The organism is Streptomyces sp. NPDC056061, assembly GCF_042266885.1.
In the GTDB taxonomy this organism is placed as follows: Bacteria; Actinomycetota; Actinomycetes; order Streptomycetales; family Streptomycetaceae; genus Streptomyces.
The window spans coordinates 18,520-33,699 of record NZ_JBHJWQ010000015.1; the positions used below are offsets into that span (position 1 = coordinate 18,520).

The 15,180-nt window shown below is 71.0% G+C and carries 7 protein-coding genes and 2 pseudogenes; 8 read left to right on the plus strand and 1 reads right to left on the minus strand.

Features of this window, described 5'->3' with window-relative positions; genetic code table 11:
- The first annotated feature begins 87 nt into the window (after positions 1–87).
- The 7 genes and pseudogenes from ACFC79_RS21200 to ACFC79_RS21230 all read left to right on the plus strand — a co-directional run bounded on the left by ACFC79_RS21200 (position 88) and on the right by ACFC79_RS21230 (position 11,063).
- Positions 88–3,855: a S8 family serine peptidase gene (locus ACFC79_RS21200; RefSeq protein WP_376242301.1), complete on the plus strand. Its 3,768-nt coding sequence runs from the start codon at positions 88–90 to the stop codon at positions 3,853–3,855.
- A gap of 173 nt (positions 3,856–4,028) precedes the next feature.
- The gene (locus tag ACFC79_RS21205; protein ID WP_376242303.1) at positions 4,029–5,807 is read left to right on the plus strand and encodes a protein phosphatase 2C domain-containing protein; all 1,779 of its coding nucleotides are present in this window, start codon (positions 4,029–4,031) and stop codon (positions 5,805–5,807) included.
- A gap of 63 nt (positions 5,808–5,870) precedes the next feature.
- A complete protein-coding gene (locus tag ACFC79_RS21210; RefSeq protein ID WP_376242305.1) occupies positions 5,871–7,613 on the plus strand; it encodes a pyruvate dehydrogenase in 1,743 nt (580 codons plus the stop codon).
- A 189-nt stretch (positions 7,614–7,802) separates the two neighbouring features.
- Positions 7,803–8,189, plus strand: a complete 387-nt coding sequence (locus ACFC79_RS21215; protein ID WP_376242585.1) for an FAD-dependent oxidoreductase — start codon at positions 7,803–7,805, stop codon at positions 8,187–8,189.
- A gap of 186 nt (positions 8,190–8,375) precedes the next feature.
- On the plus strand, positions 8,376–9,287 hold the full coding sequence (locus ACFC79_RS21220) for a dihydrodipicolinate synthase family protein (RefSeq protein ID WP_376242307.1): 912 nt from the start codon (positions 8,376–8,378) through the stop codon (positions 9,285–9,287).
- Between the two features lie 256 nt (positions 9,288–9,543).
- Positions 9,544–10,152, plus strand: a pseudogene (locus ACFC79_RS21225) (proline racemase family protein); the annotation flags it as partial.
- 182 nt (positions 10,153–10,334) lie between these two features.
- Positions 10,335–11,063: a GntR family transcriptional regulator gene (locus tag ACFC79_RS21230; protein ID WP_376242309.1), complete on the plus strand. Its 729-nt coding sequence runs from the start codon at positions 10,335–10,337 to the stop codon at positions 11,061–11,063.
- A 232-nt stretch (positions 11,064–11,295) separates the two neighbouring features.
- Here the strand turns inward: ACFC79_RS21230 and ACFC79_RS21235 are convergent.
- Positions 11,296–12,483 (minus strand): annotated as a pseudogene (locus ACFC79_RS21235) (M24 family metallopeptidase); the annotation flags it as partial.
- Positions 12,484–12,760: 277 nt separating this feature from the next.
- On the opposite strand from ACFC79_RS21235, the gene ACFC79_RS21240 reads away from it, so the two are divergent.
- The gene (locus ACFC79_RS21240) at positions 12,761–15,154 is read left to right on the plus strand and encodes a M9 family metallopeptidase (RefSeq protein WP_376242311.1); all 2,394 of its coding nucleotides are present in this window, start codon (positions 12,761–12,763) and stop codon (positions 15,152–15,154) included.
- Positions 15,155–15,180 lie beyond the last annotated feature (26 nt).

The following is a 15,180-nucleotide window of genomic DNA, read 5'->3' on the forward strand; positions in this document are numbered from 1 at the left end:
CTGCCAATGTGGCGCCACCGAAGTACCAACAACCTCCGGAAGGCTGCGGTTTGCGCGGGTTGATTCCGGATTGACTTGGGGAGAGCGATGCGTCCGATATCGCGCACGGCACTGGGGGCGGCCACCGCCGCCGTCCTGGCCGTCACCGCGATCGCACCGTCCGCGGCAGCGCCGCAGGACGATGCGACGGGGAAGAGACCACTGACCGGCAGTGCCGCCGCCGAGGCCGGGAAGGGCAAGCCGGTCACCGTGACCCTGATCACCGGTGACAAGGTCCTGGTGAGCACGGACAGTTCGGGGGCCGCCTCGGTCACCGGGCTGCCGCGTGCGGACGGCTCCGTGCCCCTCATCCAGACCAGGCAGTCCGGCAAGGACCTCTACGCCTACCCCGACACCGCCACCGGTGCACTGGCCGCGGGCCGGGTCGACGAGGAACTCTTCAACGTCACCGGTCTCATCCGGCAGGGCTACGACGATGCCCACGCCAAGTCGCTGCCGCTGATCGCCGTCTACGACAAGAGCCCGGCCGCCGCCGCGCGCACCACCCCGCGCGGAGCCGAGCGCGGACTCGTGCTCGACGCCATCGACGGCGTCGCGCTCAAGGCGGACAAGGCGAAGGCCGCCGACTTCTGGTCGGACGTCACCCGCGGCGCCCGTTCCTTCTCGGCCTCCGGGCTGAAGAAGCTCTGGCTCGACCGCAAGGTCCGAACCACCCTCGACAAGTCGACCAAGCAGGTCGGCGCCGACCTCGCCTGGGCCGCCGGTTACGACGGCAAGGGCACCAAGGTCGCCGTCCTCGACACCGGCGTCGACGCCGAACACCCCGACCTCAAGGGCCGGATCGCCGCCTCGGAGAACTTCACCGACTCCGACACCACCGACGACCGGCAGGGTCACGGCACCCACACCATCTCCACCGTCGGCGGCTCCGGCGCCGCGAGCGACGGCAAGAAGAAGGGCGTCGCCCCCGGCGCCGACCTGCTCGCGGGCAAGGTCCTCAACGACAGCGGCCTCGGCGCCGAGTCCTGGATCATCGCCGGCATGCAGTGGGCCGTCGACCAGAAGGCCGACGTCGTCTCCATGAGCCTCGGCAGCCCGGAGCCGACCGACTGCACCGACCCGATGAGCGTCGCCGCGGAGGAACTCGCGCAGAGCAAGGGCACCCTGTTCGTGATCGCGGCCGGAAACTCGGGCCCGGCGCAGAACACCGTCTCCTCGCCCGGCTGTGCCCCGAGCGTGCTGACCGTCGGCGCCGTCGACCGCGACGACACCACGGCCCAGTTCTCCAGCCGCGGACCCGCGATCGGCTCGCACACCCTCAAGCCCGAGATCGCCGCCCCCGGCGTCAACATCTCGGCCGCCGCCGCCGGTGGCCGGGGCCTCTACGCGTACCAGTCGATGTCCGGTACGTCGATGGCCACGCCGCACGTCGCGGGCGCCGCGGCCATCGTGAAGCAGCGCCACCCGGACTGGACCGCCCAGCAGATCAAGGCGGCCCTGGTGTCCTCCGCGAAGAGCGACATCCCCGGGGACGTGCGCGAGACCGGCGGTGGCCGGCTCGACGTCAAGGCCGCCGTCGACACCACCCTCGTCGGCGCCCCCGCCGTCCAGGGCGGCACCTTCAACTGGCCGCAGTCCCGCACCGACCGCACCACGGTCGACGTCCCGTACACCAACTCCGGCACCAAGCCGCTGAAGCTCTCGCTGAGCGTCCAGGGCGTCACCGGGAACGACGGCTCGGCCGTCCGCTCCGCGGTCGCCAAGCTCGGCACGCGCACCGTCACCGTGCCGGCCGGAGCCACCGTCAAGGTTCCGCTGGAGATCGACCCGACGGCGAAGCTGAAGGCCGCCCAGTACGGCGACGTCACGGGACGCGTGCTGGCCACCGGCCCCGGCGGCGTCAAGGTCTCCACCCCGTTCTCGCTGTACGTCGGTGCCGAAACCGTCACCCTGCGCGTCAAGCTCGTCGACCGCGCGGGCAAGCCCGCTGCCGGCTCCTCCTCGCTGGACATCATCGGCACCGACACCTCCAGCGGTGAGCGCCGCTTCAACGAAGGCGCCGCCGAGCAGGTGTACCGGGTGCGCCCCGGCGCGTACTTCGTGTCCAGCTTCGTCACCACGGCCGACCCGAAGGACGCCACCGGCCGGGTGGACGACTCCGTCGCCTACCTCGCGCGACCGCAGCTGAACGTCACCAAGGACACCACCGTGGTCCTGGACGCCCGCAAGGCCCACCGGGTCCGGGTGGAGACCACGGACCGGGCCTCCGAGAGCCGGTCCACGACGCTCGCGTTCGGCCGCAGCTGGGACAACACCTGGCTGCACTCGGGCTCCATCACCGCCGGTCCCGTCATCAAGAACTTCCTGGCCGACGTGCAGGGCAGGGCGAATGACGGCGACTTCGAGTTCTCCAGCTTCTGGCGCGCCTACGCCCCGCAGATCGAGAAACTGTCGGTCGTCGGCGGCGCCGAACTGCACCCCACGACGGCGAGCACCGGCTCCGTCAACCTCGACGGCACGGGCGAGGCCGGGCTCGTCGACGCCGGCACGGGTACCCCCGACGAGCTGAAGGCCGCCGGCGTCGCCGGAAAGATCGCCCTGGTCGACGTCGGCGACGACGAGTTCGTCTCCGGCCTGACGCGTGACGCCAAGGCCGCCGGCGCGAAGGCGGTCATCGTCCACCGCTCCGCCGCGGGTCCCTGGCAGCCGTCCATCGGCTTCGCCCAGCCGGAGGTGCCCGCGCTCGGCATCGAGGCGAGCGAGGCCGCCGCGCTGAAGGCGTCCCTGGCCGACGGCCCGGTCACGCTGCGCTGGAAGGCGACGGCCGTCAGCCCGTTCGTCTACAACCTGGCCTTCCCGGAGACCGGTCCGATCACCTCGGACCGCACCTACAAGGTCCGGGACACCAAGCTCGGCAAGGTCACCGCCAACTACGAGGCGATGGGCGTCGAGACGGACTACATCGACATGATGCTCATCAACCGGCCGTACGGCGGGCTGTTCTCCGCGGCCAACGACGTCGTCTCCGTCCCCGGCACGCGCACCGAGTACTACTCGGCGGGCGACACCGGATGGCAGCGGTACCTCTCCTCCAGCTTCCCCTGGGGCGAGTTGATGACCGACCAGCCGCGCACCTACGCGGCGGGCTCGAAGCGCACGGAGAACTGGTACCGGGGCATTCCGGTCCCCGCCGCCCCGCGCGACGCCGCAGGCAAGCTCCAACTCGTCGCGGAGCGCCAGGACAACCAGATCGGCGTCGCCCCGGGCTTCTGGAGCGACAGTGAGCACGTCGGCCTCCAGGGCTCCTTCGGTGACATGGGCAACATGCGCCTCGTCAGCAACGGCGAGCTGATCGGTTCGAGCGGCTGGCCGTCCGGGGTGTTCACCGTCCCGGCGGAGGACGCCGCGTACGAGCTCACCATGGAGACCAGCAGGTTCGGACAGCCCGCCGCCGTGTGGAAGCGGTCCACCAGCACCGAGACCACCTGGAAGTTCCGTTCGAAGCGGGACGAGAACGCGTACTCGCAGGGCCTCCCGCTGCTCTTCCCGGGCTACGACCTGGCGGCCGACGGGCTCAAGACCCTCGCGGCGGAGGACGGTCAGAAGATCGGCCTGAGCGTCACCGGCCATGCGGGCTACACGCCGGGCAAGCTGACCGCGGCCAAGGTCTCGTACTCGTACGACGGCGGCAAGACCTGGACCGCCGCGACCACCGCCCAGCAGGACGGCCGGTGGACCGCGACCGTGAACCACGCGGGCGCGGCAGGCAAGCCGGTCACGCTGAGGACCGAACTGACGGACGCCAACGGCAACTCCGTCGTCCAGACCGTGACCGACGCATACGCCGTGCGCTGATCACGTTTCGACCGGTCCGCCGGGCGGCTTCCCCGTGGGGGGTGGGGCCGTCCGGCGGGCCTGTTTCACGGACGGATTCCGGGGCGGCCCGGTGATCGGTTTCCGGATGCGTTCGTGGCCGGTTTTCCGCAGGCCCCGTTTCCCCACGGCCTGTCCGGTGGACAATCGGGGGCATGAGCATGCAGGGGGAGAAGCCCGCCGACACCGACGACTGGTGGGGCAGGCTGTACGACGGGGAAACCGGGGATGCCGGGGCGAGCGACGCGGCCGACAGCCTCGACGACCGCTTCGACTCCGCGTCCGATGCGGTGAGTCCGACAGGTCGCGTGAGCCCGGTGGGATCGGGGGAGGGCGAAGGAGCGGGTGAGGAGGTGCCTCCTGCGGCCGCGTCCCCGGCGCCGGTCGCGTCCGGGAGCACGACGGACGCGCCGGTCGCGGTCGGTCCGCCCGCCGGGCCCGAGTGCCCACCGGCGTTGCGGACGCGTGCCCCCTGGGAGCCGCCCGACGCCGCCTCGCCCGCGCCGGGTTCGGCGGCGGCGGACCCGCCGCGGCCACGCACCTTCGCCCCGCCGTCGACGACGCACGCGCCGCCGGTGCCTCCCGAGGCGCCTTCAGTTTCCGGGACATCACCTGTTTCCGAGGCCCTGCCCGCACCTGAGGTTCCGTCCGCACCCGAGGTTCCGTCCGTTCCCGAGGTTCCGTCCGCACCCGAGGTTCCGTCCGCACCCGAGGTTCTGTCCGTTCCCGAGCCGTCGCCGGTTCCCGAGCCGTCGGTCGGCGAGGAGACTGTCCCCCCGCTCCCCACCGTCACGGCAGAGGCAGAGGCAGAGGCAGAGGCAAAAGCAGAAGCAGAAGCAGAGGCGGAGGCGGAGGCGGAGGCGGAGGCGGAGGAACAGCGAAAGGAACAGCGACAGGGGCAGGAACCGGAATCTGAACCGGAACCGGAACGTGAGCCCGTGTCCCGTCCGACAGCGCGCCTCGTGATCGGCCATGTGGGTGAACGACCGCCGACCTACGACGCCGAGCCCACCGCGTTGCCCGTCACCGTCCCCGACGAACTGGAGGGGCTGGTCGCCGCCGACACGGCGCTCGACGGTGCCCGGTACGGCACGTACACCCTGCGCGCCGCCTCGGTGCGCGGGGACTCCGCACGGTTTCGCGGGGAGCCCCGCCGCGACGCGATGCTCACGGCACGCTTCGGCACCGACCGCGCCGCACTCGTGCTGGTGGCCGTCGCCACCGGGGCCCGGGCCACCGAGTACGGGCACCTGGCGGCGGCCGACGCCTGCCGCTGGATCGGCGGCGTGGTCGGCCGCAGCCATGCCCGGCTGGCCGAGGACATCAGGGCCGGGCGCCGCGACGACCTCAGGGCCGGCCTGCACCGGCTCACCGACCGCGGCTACGGCAAGCTGCGGGCCCGTGCCGTCGAGCTGGGCCTCGAACCGGGCCGGTACACGGCGGGCCTGCGCTGTCTGCTGCTGACCGCGGACCCCGAGTGCAGAACCAGGATCTTCTTCGGCGCCGGTGATGGTGGTCTGCTACGGCTGCGTGACGGCGACTGGCAGGACCTCGACCCGCAGGTCACGCGGCCGGCCGCCGACGGGGGCGGGGAGGGGCCGTCGCCCGGGGACGGGGACGATGCCGCGGGACGGGTCCCCGCCGCCGCGCAGCCCCCGTCACCACCGGCCCGCGCGGCGGGCGGGTACGCCGGGGTCGCCCCTGCCGCACCGTTCCGCTTCCGGGCCTCGGTGGCCCGGCCGGGTGACACGCTGCTGCTGTGCAGTCCCGGCCTCGCCGAACCGCTGCGCGGTGAGCCGGCACTGGCTCGCGAACTCGCCGCACGCTGGGCCGGGAGCGAGGTGCCCGGCCTCGCGGCCTTCCTCGCGGACACCCAGCTCAGGGTGAAGGGCTACTCCGACGACCGTACGGCGGCCGCTGTCTGGGAGGCGTAACCGCGCAGTCCGTGGGTTGATGGATGCGGAGTCCGGAAGCCGAAGCGCGGAGGGTACGCACCCATGGCCAAGCAGAACGTGTCGGAGCAGTTCGTCGACATCCTCGTCCGGGCGGGCGTCAGCCGTATGTACGGAGTCGTCGGCGACAGCCTCAACCCGGTCGTCGACGCCATCCGGCGCAATTCGGCCATCGACTGGATCCAGGTCAGGCACGAGGAGACCGCCGCGTTCGCCGCCGGGGCCGAGGCCCAGATCACCGGTGCACTGGCGGCCTGCGCCGGATCCTGCGGGCCCGGCAACCTGCACCTCATCAACGGTCTCTACGACGCCCACCGCTCCATGGCGCCGGTCCTCGCCCTTGCCTCGCACATCCCGTCGAGCGAGATCGGCCTCGGCTACTTCCAGGAGACCCATCCGGACCTGCTCTTCCGGGAGTGCAGCCACTACAACGAGATGATCTCCAACCCGCAGCAGATGCCCCGGCTGCTCCAGACGGCCATTCAGCACGCGGTCGGCCGGGGCGGGGTCAGCGTCGTCACGATGCCGGGGGACATTGCGTCGCAGCCCGCCCCGGAGAAGTCGATCGAGCACGCCCTGGTCACCTCGCTGCCGACGGTACGGCCCGGCGACGAGGAGATCGAGAAGCTCTGCCGGATGGTCGACGGGGCGAAACGGATCACCCTGTTCTGCGGCAGCGGCACGGCCGGCGCCCACGCCGAGGTGATGGAGTTCGCCGAGCGGGTGAAGGCACCGGTCGGGCACGCCCTGCGCGGCAAGGAGTGGATCCAGTACGACAACCCGTACGACGTCGGCATGAGCGGGCTGCTCGGCTACGGAGCCGCCTACGAGGCGACCAACGAGTGCGACCTCCTCATCCTGCTCGGCACCGACTTCCCGTACAACGCGTTCCTGCCCGGTGACGTGAAGATCGCCCAGGTCGACGTGCGCCCCGAACACCTCGGCCGGCGCTCGAAACTGGACCTGGCGGTCTGGGGGGACGTGCGCGAGACACTGCGCTGCCTGACCCCCCGGGTGAAGCCCAGGACCGACCGCAAGTTCCTCGACCGGATGCTGAAGAAGCACGCGGACGCGTTGGAGGGAGTGGTCAGGGCGTACACCCGCAAGGTCGACAAGCACGTTCCGATCCACCCGGAGTACGTGGCCTCGGTTCTGGACGAACTCGCCGACGAGGACGCCGTGTTCACCGTCGACACCGGCATGTGCAATGTGTGGGCCGCGCGCTATCTATCGCCCAACGGCAGGCGCCGTGTCATCGGTTCGTTCAGCCACGGATCGATGGCCAACGCGCTTCCCCAGGCCATCGGCGCGCAGTTCGTCGACCGGAACCGGCAGGTGGTGTCGATGTCCGGCGACGGCGGATTCACCATGCTGATGGGCGACTTCCTCACCCTGGTGCAGTACGACCTGCCGGTGAAGGTCGTTTTGTTCAACAACTCCTCCCTGAGCATGGTGGAGTTGGAGATGCTGGTGGCCGGTCTCCCGTCGTTCGGGACGACCAACAAGAACCCGGACTTCGCGGCACTCGCGCGGGCCGCCGGGGCGTACGGCGTCCGGGTCGAGAAGCCGAAGCAGCTCGAAAGCGCGCTCAAGGACGCCTTCAGGCACAGGGGCCCGGCCCTCGTCGACGTCGTCACCGACCCCAACGCGCTCTCCATCCCGCCGAAGATCAGCGCGGACATGGTGACCGGCTTCGCGCTCTCCGCCAGCAAGATCGTGCTGGACGGCGGCGTCGGCCGGATGGTCCAGATGGCCCGGTCGAACCTGCGGAACGTCCCCCGTCCCTGACGTCCGCACCCGCGGCCTAGCGCCGCGAGGAGGTGGGCGCCCGGGGCGCCGCCGTGGCCGGTCGCGGGGATCTCCTCGGCGAACCGGACCCGCCGCCGGGCGTCCGCGTCCGGGGCCGACGGATGATCAAGCCGCTTGGTGCGCACCCTTGGCGACACAAAAGCAATGTGACATATTATTGACGTGTTCATGAGGCGGGCGCTGAATGCCGCCGTCGTCGGGGCCGGAGCGATCGGTGCCGCCTGCGCCTACTATGCCTCCCGGTCCGGACTGTCCGTGGCCGTCGTCGATCGTCGTCCGGTCGCCTCGGGCACCACCGGAGCAGGCGAGGGCAATCTCCCGGTCTCCGACAAGGTGTCCGGACCCGAGCTCGAACTCGCCCTGTATTCGGCCAGGTTGTGGCAGGAGCCGGCGAGGGAGCTGCCCGCCGGGATCGAGTACGAGCGCAGGGGCGGCCTGGCCGCGGCACACGGCGCCGACGGCGCGGCCGACGGGCGGCCCGACGGGCCGGACCGGCGCCCGCTCGCCTGCCCGGTGAAGCTGTCCACTCTCGCCGAACCGGTCGGCCCCGGGTAGCCGCCCCCGGCCGGGACCCGTCCCGCCCCCTGCCCCGCCATGAACGTCGGCAGGTCCGGGCCGCCTGCGGGCACACCACGGGCCGGGCGGTCCGCACGGCACGACCCGCACCGCCCGGCGCCCCGATTCCGCACCAGCTCGCACACGCGTGACATGTCACACCTCTCAAGGAGACGAGGAGCCACGATGCAGACGACGAACGTCACCCCCCGCACCCGTCCCTGGCGCGGAGTCATGGTCGCCACCCCGCTCACCCTGCGCGAGGACGGCACGATCGACTACGACGCCTACGCCGCGCACGTGCGGCAACTCATCGAGGCGGGCTGCGACGGAGTGGTCCCCAACGGATCGCTGGGCGAGTACCAGACCCTGACCGAGGCGGAACGCGAGCAGGTGGTCCGGGTCGCCGTCGAGGCGGCGGGCGACGGCGACCGGGTCATGCCGGGGGTCTCCGCGTACGGCAGCGCCGAATCGCGGCGCTGGGCGGAACGGGCCGGGGAGGCGGGTGCCGGCTCCGTGCTCCTCCTGCCGCCCAACGGCTACCGCTGCGAGGACGCCGCCGTCCGCGACCACTACGCCGTGGTGGCCGAGGCCGGTGTTCCGGTCGTCGCGTACAACAACCCGTACGACACCAAGGTCGATCTGACCCCCGCGCTGCTCGCCGAGATCCACCGGGACGGCAGCATCGTCGCGGTCAAGGAGTTCAGCGGCGACGTCCGCAGAGCCTACGAGATCGTCGAACGGGCACCGGACCTCGACCTGCTCGTGGGCGCCGACGACGTCCTGCTGGAACTCGTGCTGGCCGGGGCGGTCGGCTGGATCGCCGGCTGTCCCAACATGCTGCCGGTCAGCTGCGTCGAGCTGTACCGGGCCGCCGCGGCGGGGGACCTGACGACCGCGCTGCCGCTCTACCGGGAACTGCACGCCTTGCTCCGGTGGGACTCGAAGCCCGAGTTCGTCCAGGCCATCAAGGCGTCCATGGACGTCGCCGGACGCCGCGGAGGCGCCACCCGGCCGCCGCGCCTCCCGCTTCCCGAGGCCGACGCGGCGGCCGTGCGCTCCGCGACGGAGCAGGCGCTGGCCGCCGGGCACCGCTGAGGGCTCGCCCAGGGGCCTCCCGCCCGGATCGCGCCGTTCGTCGCCGCGCCCGCGGGGCCGGCCCGGTCCGAACGAAGGCCCCCGTTCCTCCCGCACCACCGCGGGTCCGGTACGCGCCCGGCCGGGCCCGCTCCCCGGAAAACCCGGACCCCGCGTAGCCGTTCGCTCTGTCCCGTCCGTGACGAACCAGGAGAGACCTTGCGGACACGTCACGTCTTCCACGCGGTCGACTCGCACACCGAGGGCATGCCCACCCGTGTCATCACCGGCCGCGACCGCCGTCACGCTCACCAACGTTCCCGCGTTCGGCGTCGCGCTCGACCGCACCGCCGACGTCCCCGGACACGGGCCGGTGCGCTACGACCTCGCCTACGGCGGCAACTTCTGCGCCATGGTCCACCTCTCCGACCTGGGGCTGCCGTTCGACCGGGCGTGCAAGGACGACATCCTGACGGCCGGACTCGCTTTGATGGAGGCGGTCAACGCCACCGACCGTCCCGTCCATCCCGAGGACCCGGACATCCACGGCCGCAAGCACGTGCAGTTCATCGCCCCCGGATCCGACGCGCGGCACTCCCGGCACGCGATGGCCATCCACCCCGGATGGTTAGACCGGTCACCCTGCGGAACCGGCACCTCGGCGCGCATGGCCCAACTGCACGCGCGCGGTGAACTCCCCCTGCACACCGACTTCGTGAACGAGTCCTTCATCGGCACCTCATTCACCGGCCGACTGGTGGCGGAGACCGAGGTCGGCGGGTTGCCGGCGCTCGTCCCGACGGTCACCGGCCGCGCCTGGATCACCGGGACCGCGCAGTTCTTCCTGAACCCGTCCGATCCCTTTCCCGAGGGATTCCTGTTGTGAGGGCCGCGGTGCGGTTCCCGGGGTGCGTCGTGAGGTGAGACCGCCGCCCGGCGGGCGGCCGTGCGGTGCGGGCGGCGTCGGATCACGGTGCCCGGCCCGGCTGCCCCCGGTCGGCACGGAGGGGCCCGATGGAAACGTGACATTGTATTCTGAGGGACCGTACGGCGCTGGAGGAAACACATATGGCCCGCCTGACGACTCTCAACGCCATATCGGCGCAGGAGCACTTGCGCGACCGGGTGGCGAACGCACTCCGGGCGGCCCTGATCGCCGGGGACCTCCGTCCGGGAATGATCTACTCCGCCCCGACGCTCGCGGCCCAGTTCGGTGTGTCCGCCACCCCGGTCCGCGAGGCCATGCTCGATCTGGCCCGGGAGGGACTCGTCGAAGCGGTCCGCAACAAGGGCTTCCGGATAACGGAGTTGACCGAACAGGACCTCGACGACTTCACCGAGCTGCGCGCCATGATCGAGGTGCCCACCGTCGGCCGGATCACCAGGATGGGCCGGACCGAGGAGCTGAAGGCGTTGCGGCCGCTCGCCGAGGCGATCGTGGCGGCCGCCGCCGAGCACGACATCCTCGGCTACCTGGAGGCGGACCGCCGTTTCCACCTCGAACTGCTGGCCCTGGCCGGCAACCGCAGACTGGTGGAGGAGGTCGGCAACCTGCGCAAGCGTTCGCGCCTCTTCGGTCTCAACCGGCTCTCCGAATCGGGGCAGTTGACCGCTTCTGCCGAGGAGCACGTCCAGCTGCTCGATCTCATGATCGCCGGTGACGTGCGGGGCGCCGAGCAGCGGATGCTGACGCACATGTCCCATGTCAGGTCGCTCTGGGCCGAGGAGGACGGCGATGCCGAGGGCGAGGGGGAACGCGGGGCCGCGGCGATGCCGCTGACCGCGGCGGAGTGCTGACGCCGGCACAGCTGTGCTGCCCGGATCCGCGGTCCGGCAGGCCCTCGGCGAGAGCCGGCCGTCGTGGCGGATCGGGCACGCCGAACCCGCCACGACCGGCTCCGCCTCGGCTCGGAGCCGGTCGGGCGACCTCTGACCGGGCGGCCGCTTTCCGGCACGCATGCCTCGGGCGTCGTGGAATCGCCCGCGCCATGCCGCGTCCGCCGTCCGGTCGAGATCACCCGACGCGCCCTCATCCGTCCGACATTGCGGCCATCCACTCCTCGATCCCGACGGCGGTGCGGGGCAGCGCGGACGACATGAGCCGGGCGCCGTCGTCCGTGATCACGAGGTCGTCCTCGATCCGCACCCCTGTTCCGCGCGGTGCCGGGGGCAGGGTCTCGTCGTCCGGCCGGAGGTGGAGGCCCGGCTCCACCGTCAGGACCTGACCGGCCTCCAGCCGTCCGTCCAGGTGGGCGTCCGCGCGCGCCCGGGCGAAGTCGTGCACGTCCATGCCGAGCATGTGGCCGCTGCTGCCAGCGTGTAGCGGCGGTGGAAGCCGTTGTCGGCTTCGAGCGCCTCGTCCGCGGACATCCGCAACACACCCCACCCGTGCGGTCCTTCGGCGATGACCCGGATGGCCGCCCGATGGAAGTCGCGGAACAGTGCGCCGGGGCGCAGTGCCGTGATGCCCGCGTCCTGCGCTGCCGGCACCAGTTCGTATACCTCGCGCTGCACGGGGGAGAAGCGGCCGGGCAGCGACAGGGTACGGGTGATGTCGGCCGTGTACAGCGTGTCCGTCTCCACCCCGGCGTCCAGCAGCAGCAGTTCGTCGCGGTCCAGACGGCCGTCGTTGCGGATCCAGTGCATGACACAGGCGTGCGCCCCGGCCGCGGCGATCGCGGAATAGCCGGGGCCGTTGCCCTCCGGGCGCGCCCGCAGATCGAAGACGCCCTCGATCCCGCGCTCGCCAAGCGGATGCCGCAGCGCCCGGAGCAGGCACCGCACCACGTCCTCGAAGCCGGCCACCGTCGCGTCGACGGCATGCCGCAACTGCCCCACCTCCCAGGGCTCCTTGGCGAGGCGGAGTTCGGCCGGCACGGTCTCGGGCGGGGCCGGTGACCGGCGTGCGGGCGGGAACGACCCGCGGGCACAGGAGTTCGTCGACGGTCGGATCCATGCCGGTCAGTACCCGGGTCGGCGGCTGCGGCCCGGTGAGCAGCTTCTCCCAGGCGTCCGGATGGGCGCAGCGGCTGCCGGTCAGCCGGGCCGCCTCGGCCAGGTCGGGGCGGCGGCCGGCCCAGAACTCGCCGTACCTGCGGTCGCGGTAGAACTCGCGCCCGGTGCGGGGCGAACGGGGGCGCAGATACAGCAGCACCGCCTCGTGCCGCTCGTCGCCGTCGGGCTCCAGGACCAGGACGTGACCGGCCTGGTCCTCGCCCCGGTGGTCGTCCGGTGGCCGGGAATCCGGTGCCGTCGAGCGGTGCGTATCGGGGCACAGCGGAAACCGGGTGTGGTGGCAGGGAGTTGTCGCGGAGATGAATGTGCGCGAGAGGGGTTCCAAAGAACATGTGACATGTGCCATTGTACAGCGCGTGGCGGGGGTGGTCGTGGTCATGTCACCCAATGGGTCGGCCGGAAGCGACCGGACCCGCCCCCGCGCATTCCCCCACAGCCGCGCATGGTCGCGCGGTCGACACACCGCTGGGAGGCGGCACGTGAAGAACCGAACGGTTCGACAGAGAATCACCGGACTATCCACCGCAGTACTCGCGGCCTGCCTGGGGGTGGGCCTGCTCGCCGCCCCCAGCGGGGCCACCGGGCATGACCCCGCCGCCGTGGCGACGGCGGCGAGGAGCGGCGCTCTCGCCGGTGATTCCGCAACGGCACACGCGGCGGACGGATCTCCCGAGCCCGGCGGCCCGTCCGCCGAGTCGCCGACCGCATTTGCGGACGACGCCGACCACTTCGGCCGCAAGACCCTCAAGGCCGCCGAGCGCCCGCCGTTGTCCGCGTCCAAGGACGCACTGCGGCGGGACTACGACGACCCGGGCGCCGCGCGCCCGAGCCACGTGCCGCCGTCGATGAAGGCCGACTTCAAGGCCAAGGGCGGATCCAAGGCCCGGACCGCGGCCGAGTGCAATGTCAGCGACTTCACCAGCCGCACCGGAAGCGACCTGGTCCAGCAGATCAAGTCGTCGACGACCGACTGCGTCAACACGCTGTTCCGCGTCAAGGGCAACGACGGCAATCTGGCCTTCCGCGAGGAGCAGATGGTCACCGTCGCCAACGCCATGCGCGACGGATCGACCGCCTACCCCGGCGACAGCAGTACCGGCATGCCCCAGCTGGTCCTCTATCTCCGAGCCGGGTACTTCGTGCAGTACTACGACCCCGACACGGTGGGCGAGTACGGCCCGCAGCTACGGACGGCCATCCAGGGCGCGCTCGACGCGTTCTTCGCCTCCTCGCACGCCTTCGACGTCACCGACGCCAACGGGCAGACCCTGTCCGAGGCCGTCATTCTGATCGACAGCGCCGTGGAGAACGCCCGCTACCTGCCCATCGTCAAGCGGCTGCTGGCCGACTACGACTCCTCGTACAACGAGTTCTACTACATGGTCAACGCCGTGAACAGCGTGTACACGGTGTTCTTCCGCGGTCACCAGGTGCCGGAGTTCATCGCCGCGGTGGAGGCCGACCCCAGCGCGCTGAACGCCCTCAGCGACTTCGCGTCGAGCCATCTCGACCTGCTGGGCACCAAGCAGTCGTTCCTCGCTTCCAACGCGGGACTTGAGCTCGGCCGCTTCCTCAAGGAAGACTCCCTGCGCCCCAAGGTGAGCCCGTTGGTCGCCGAACTGCTCGGCAAGAGCTCCATCACCGGCCCCACCGCCCCGCTCTGGGTCGCCATGGCGCAGATGGTCGAGGCCTACGACAAGGCGAACTGCTCGCAGTACGGCACCTGCGACCTCGCCGAGCGCCTGAAGACCGCGGTTCTCCCCGTCAAGCACACATGCAGCGACAGCATCCAGATCCTTGCGCAGCAGATGTCCGCCGAGGAGCTCGACGCGAGCTGCACCAGTCTGCGCAACCAGGACGCCTACTTCCATGACGTCGCCCGGGACAACGGTCCGGTCGCCGACGACAACAACAAGACCATCGAGGTCGTGGTCTTCGACTCCAGCACCGACTACCAGACCTACGCGGGCGCGATCTACGGCATCAACACGAACAACGGCGGTATGTACCTGGAAGGCGACCCCGCTGCGGAAGGCAATCAGCCCCGGTTCATCGCCTACGAGGCCGAGTGGGTCCGCCCCGATTTCCAGATCTGGAACCTGAACCACGAATACACGCACTACCTCGACGGCCGCTTCAACATGTACGGCGACTTCGAGGACGGACTGACCACGCCGACCGTCTGGTGGGTCGAGGGCTTCGCGGAGTACGTCTCCTACTCGTACCGCAAGGTCGACTACGACGACGCCGCCGCCCAGGCCGCGAACCACACCTACACCCTGCGGACCCTGTACGACACCACCTATGAGAACGCCGACCAGACCCGAGTCTACAACTGGGGCTATCTGGCCGTCCGTTACATGCTGGAGTCCCACCGCGGGGACGTCGACACCCTCCTCGGCCTCTACCGCAAGGGCGACTGGGACGGTGCCCGCACCCTGCTCACATCGACCATCGGCGACCGTTACGAAGCCGACTGGAACACCTGGCTGAACGCCTGCGCGGCCGGCAGCTGCGGCGGCGGCACGCCCACCGAGCCCGGGGGCGAGTGCACCGGGAAGGACACCAGGGAGCTGGGCAAGAACTGCAAGCGCAGCGGGCTGAAGGCGGTCAAGGACGACTACGCCTACCTGTACGTACGCATTCCGGCGGGCACCGCTCAGCTGCAGATCACCGTGACGGGCGGTACGGGCGACGCCGACCTCTACTACAACGCGGACAAGTGGGCGACCACCACTGACTACACCAGCCGGGCCGTCGGAGCCGGGAACGAGCACACGCTGACCATCGACCACCCGGAGGCCGGAGACCGCTTCATCAGTCTGCACGCCACCGAGAGCTTCGACGGGGTGAGCGTCACCACCCAGTACTGATCCCCGGAATCGCACGTCCCCGTACG

Coding starts and splice junctions, on each gene's coding strand:
- ACFC79_RS21210 (WP_376242305.1), top strand. CDS start 5,871: ATGGCCAAGCAGAACGTGTCGGAGCAGTTCGTCGACATCCTCGTCCGG.
- ACFC79_RS21230 (WP_376242309.1), top strand. CDS start 10,335: ATGGCCCGCCTGACGACTCTCAACGCCATATCGGCGCAGGAGCACTTG.
- ACFC79_RS21205 (WP_376242303.1), top strand. CDS start 4,029: ATGAGCATGCAGGGGGAGAAGCCCGCCGACACCGACGACTGGTGGGGC.
- ACFC79_RS21215 (WP_376242585.1), top strand. CDS start 7,803: ATGAGGCGGGCGCTGAATGCCGCCGTCGTCGGGGCCGGAGCGATCGGT.
- ACFC79_RS21200 (WP_376242301.1), top strand. CDS start 88: ATGCGTCCGATATCGCGCACGGCACTGGGGGCGGCCACCGCCGCCGTC.
- ACFC79_RS21220 (WP_376242307.1), top strand. CDS start 8,376: ATGCAGACGACGAACGTCACCCCCCGCACCCGTCCCTGGCGCGGAGTC.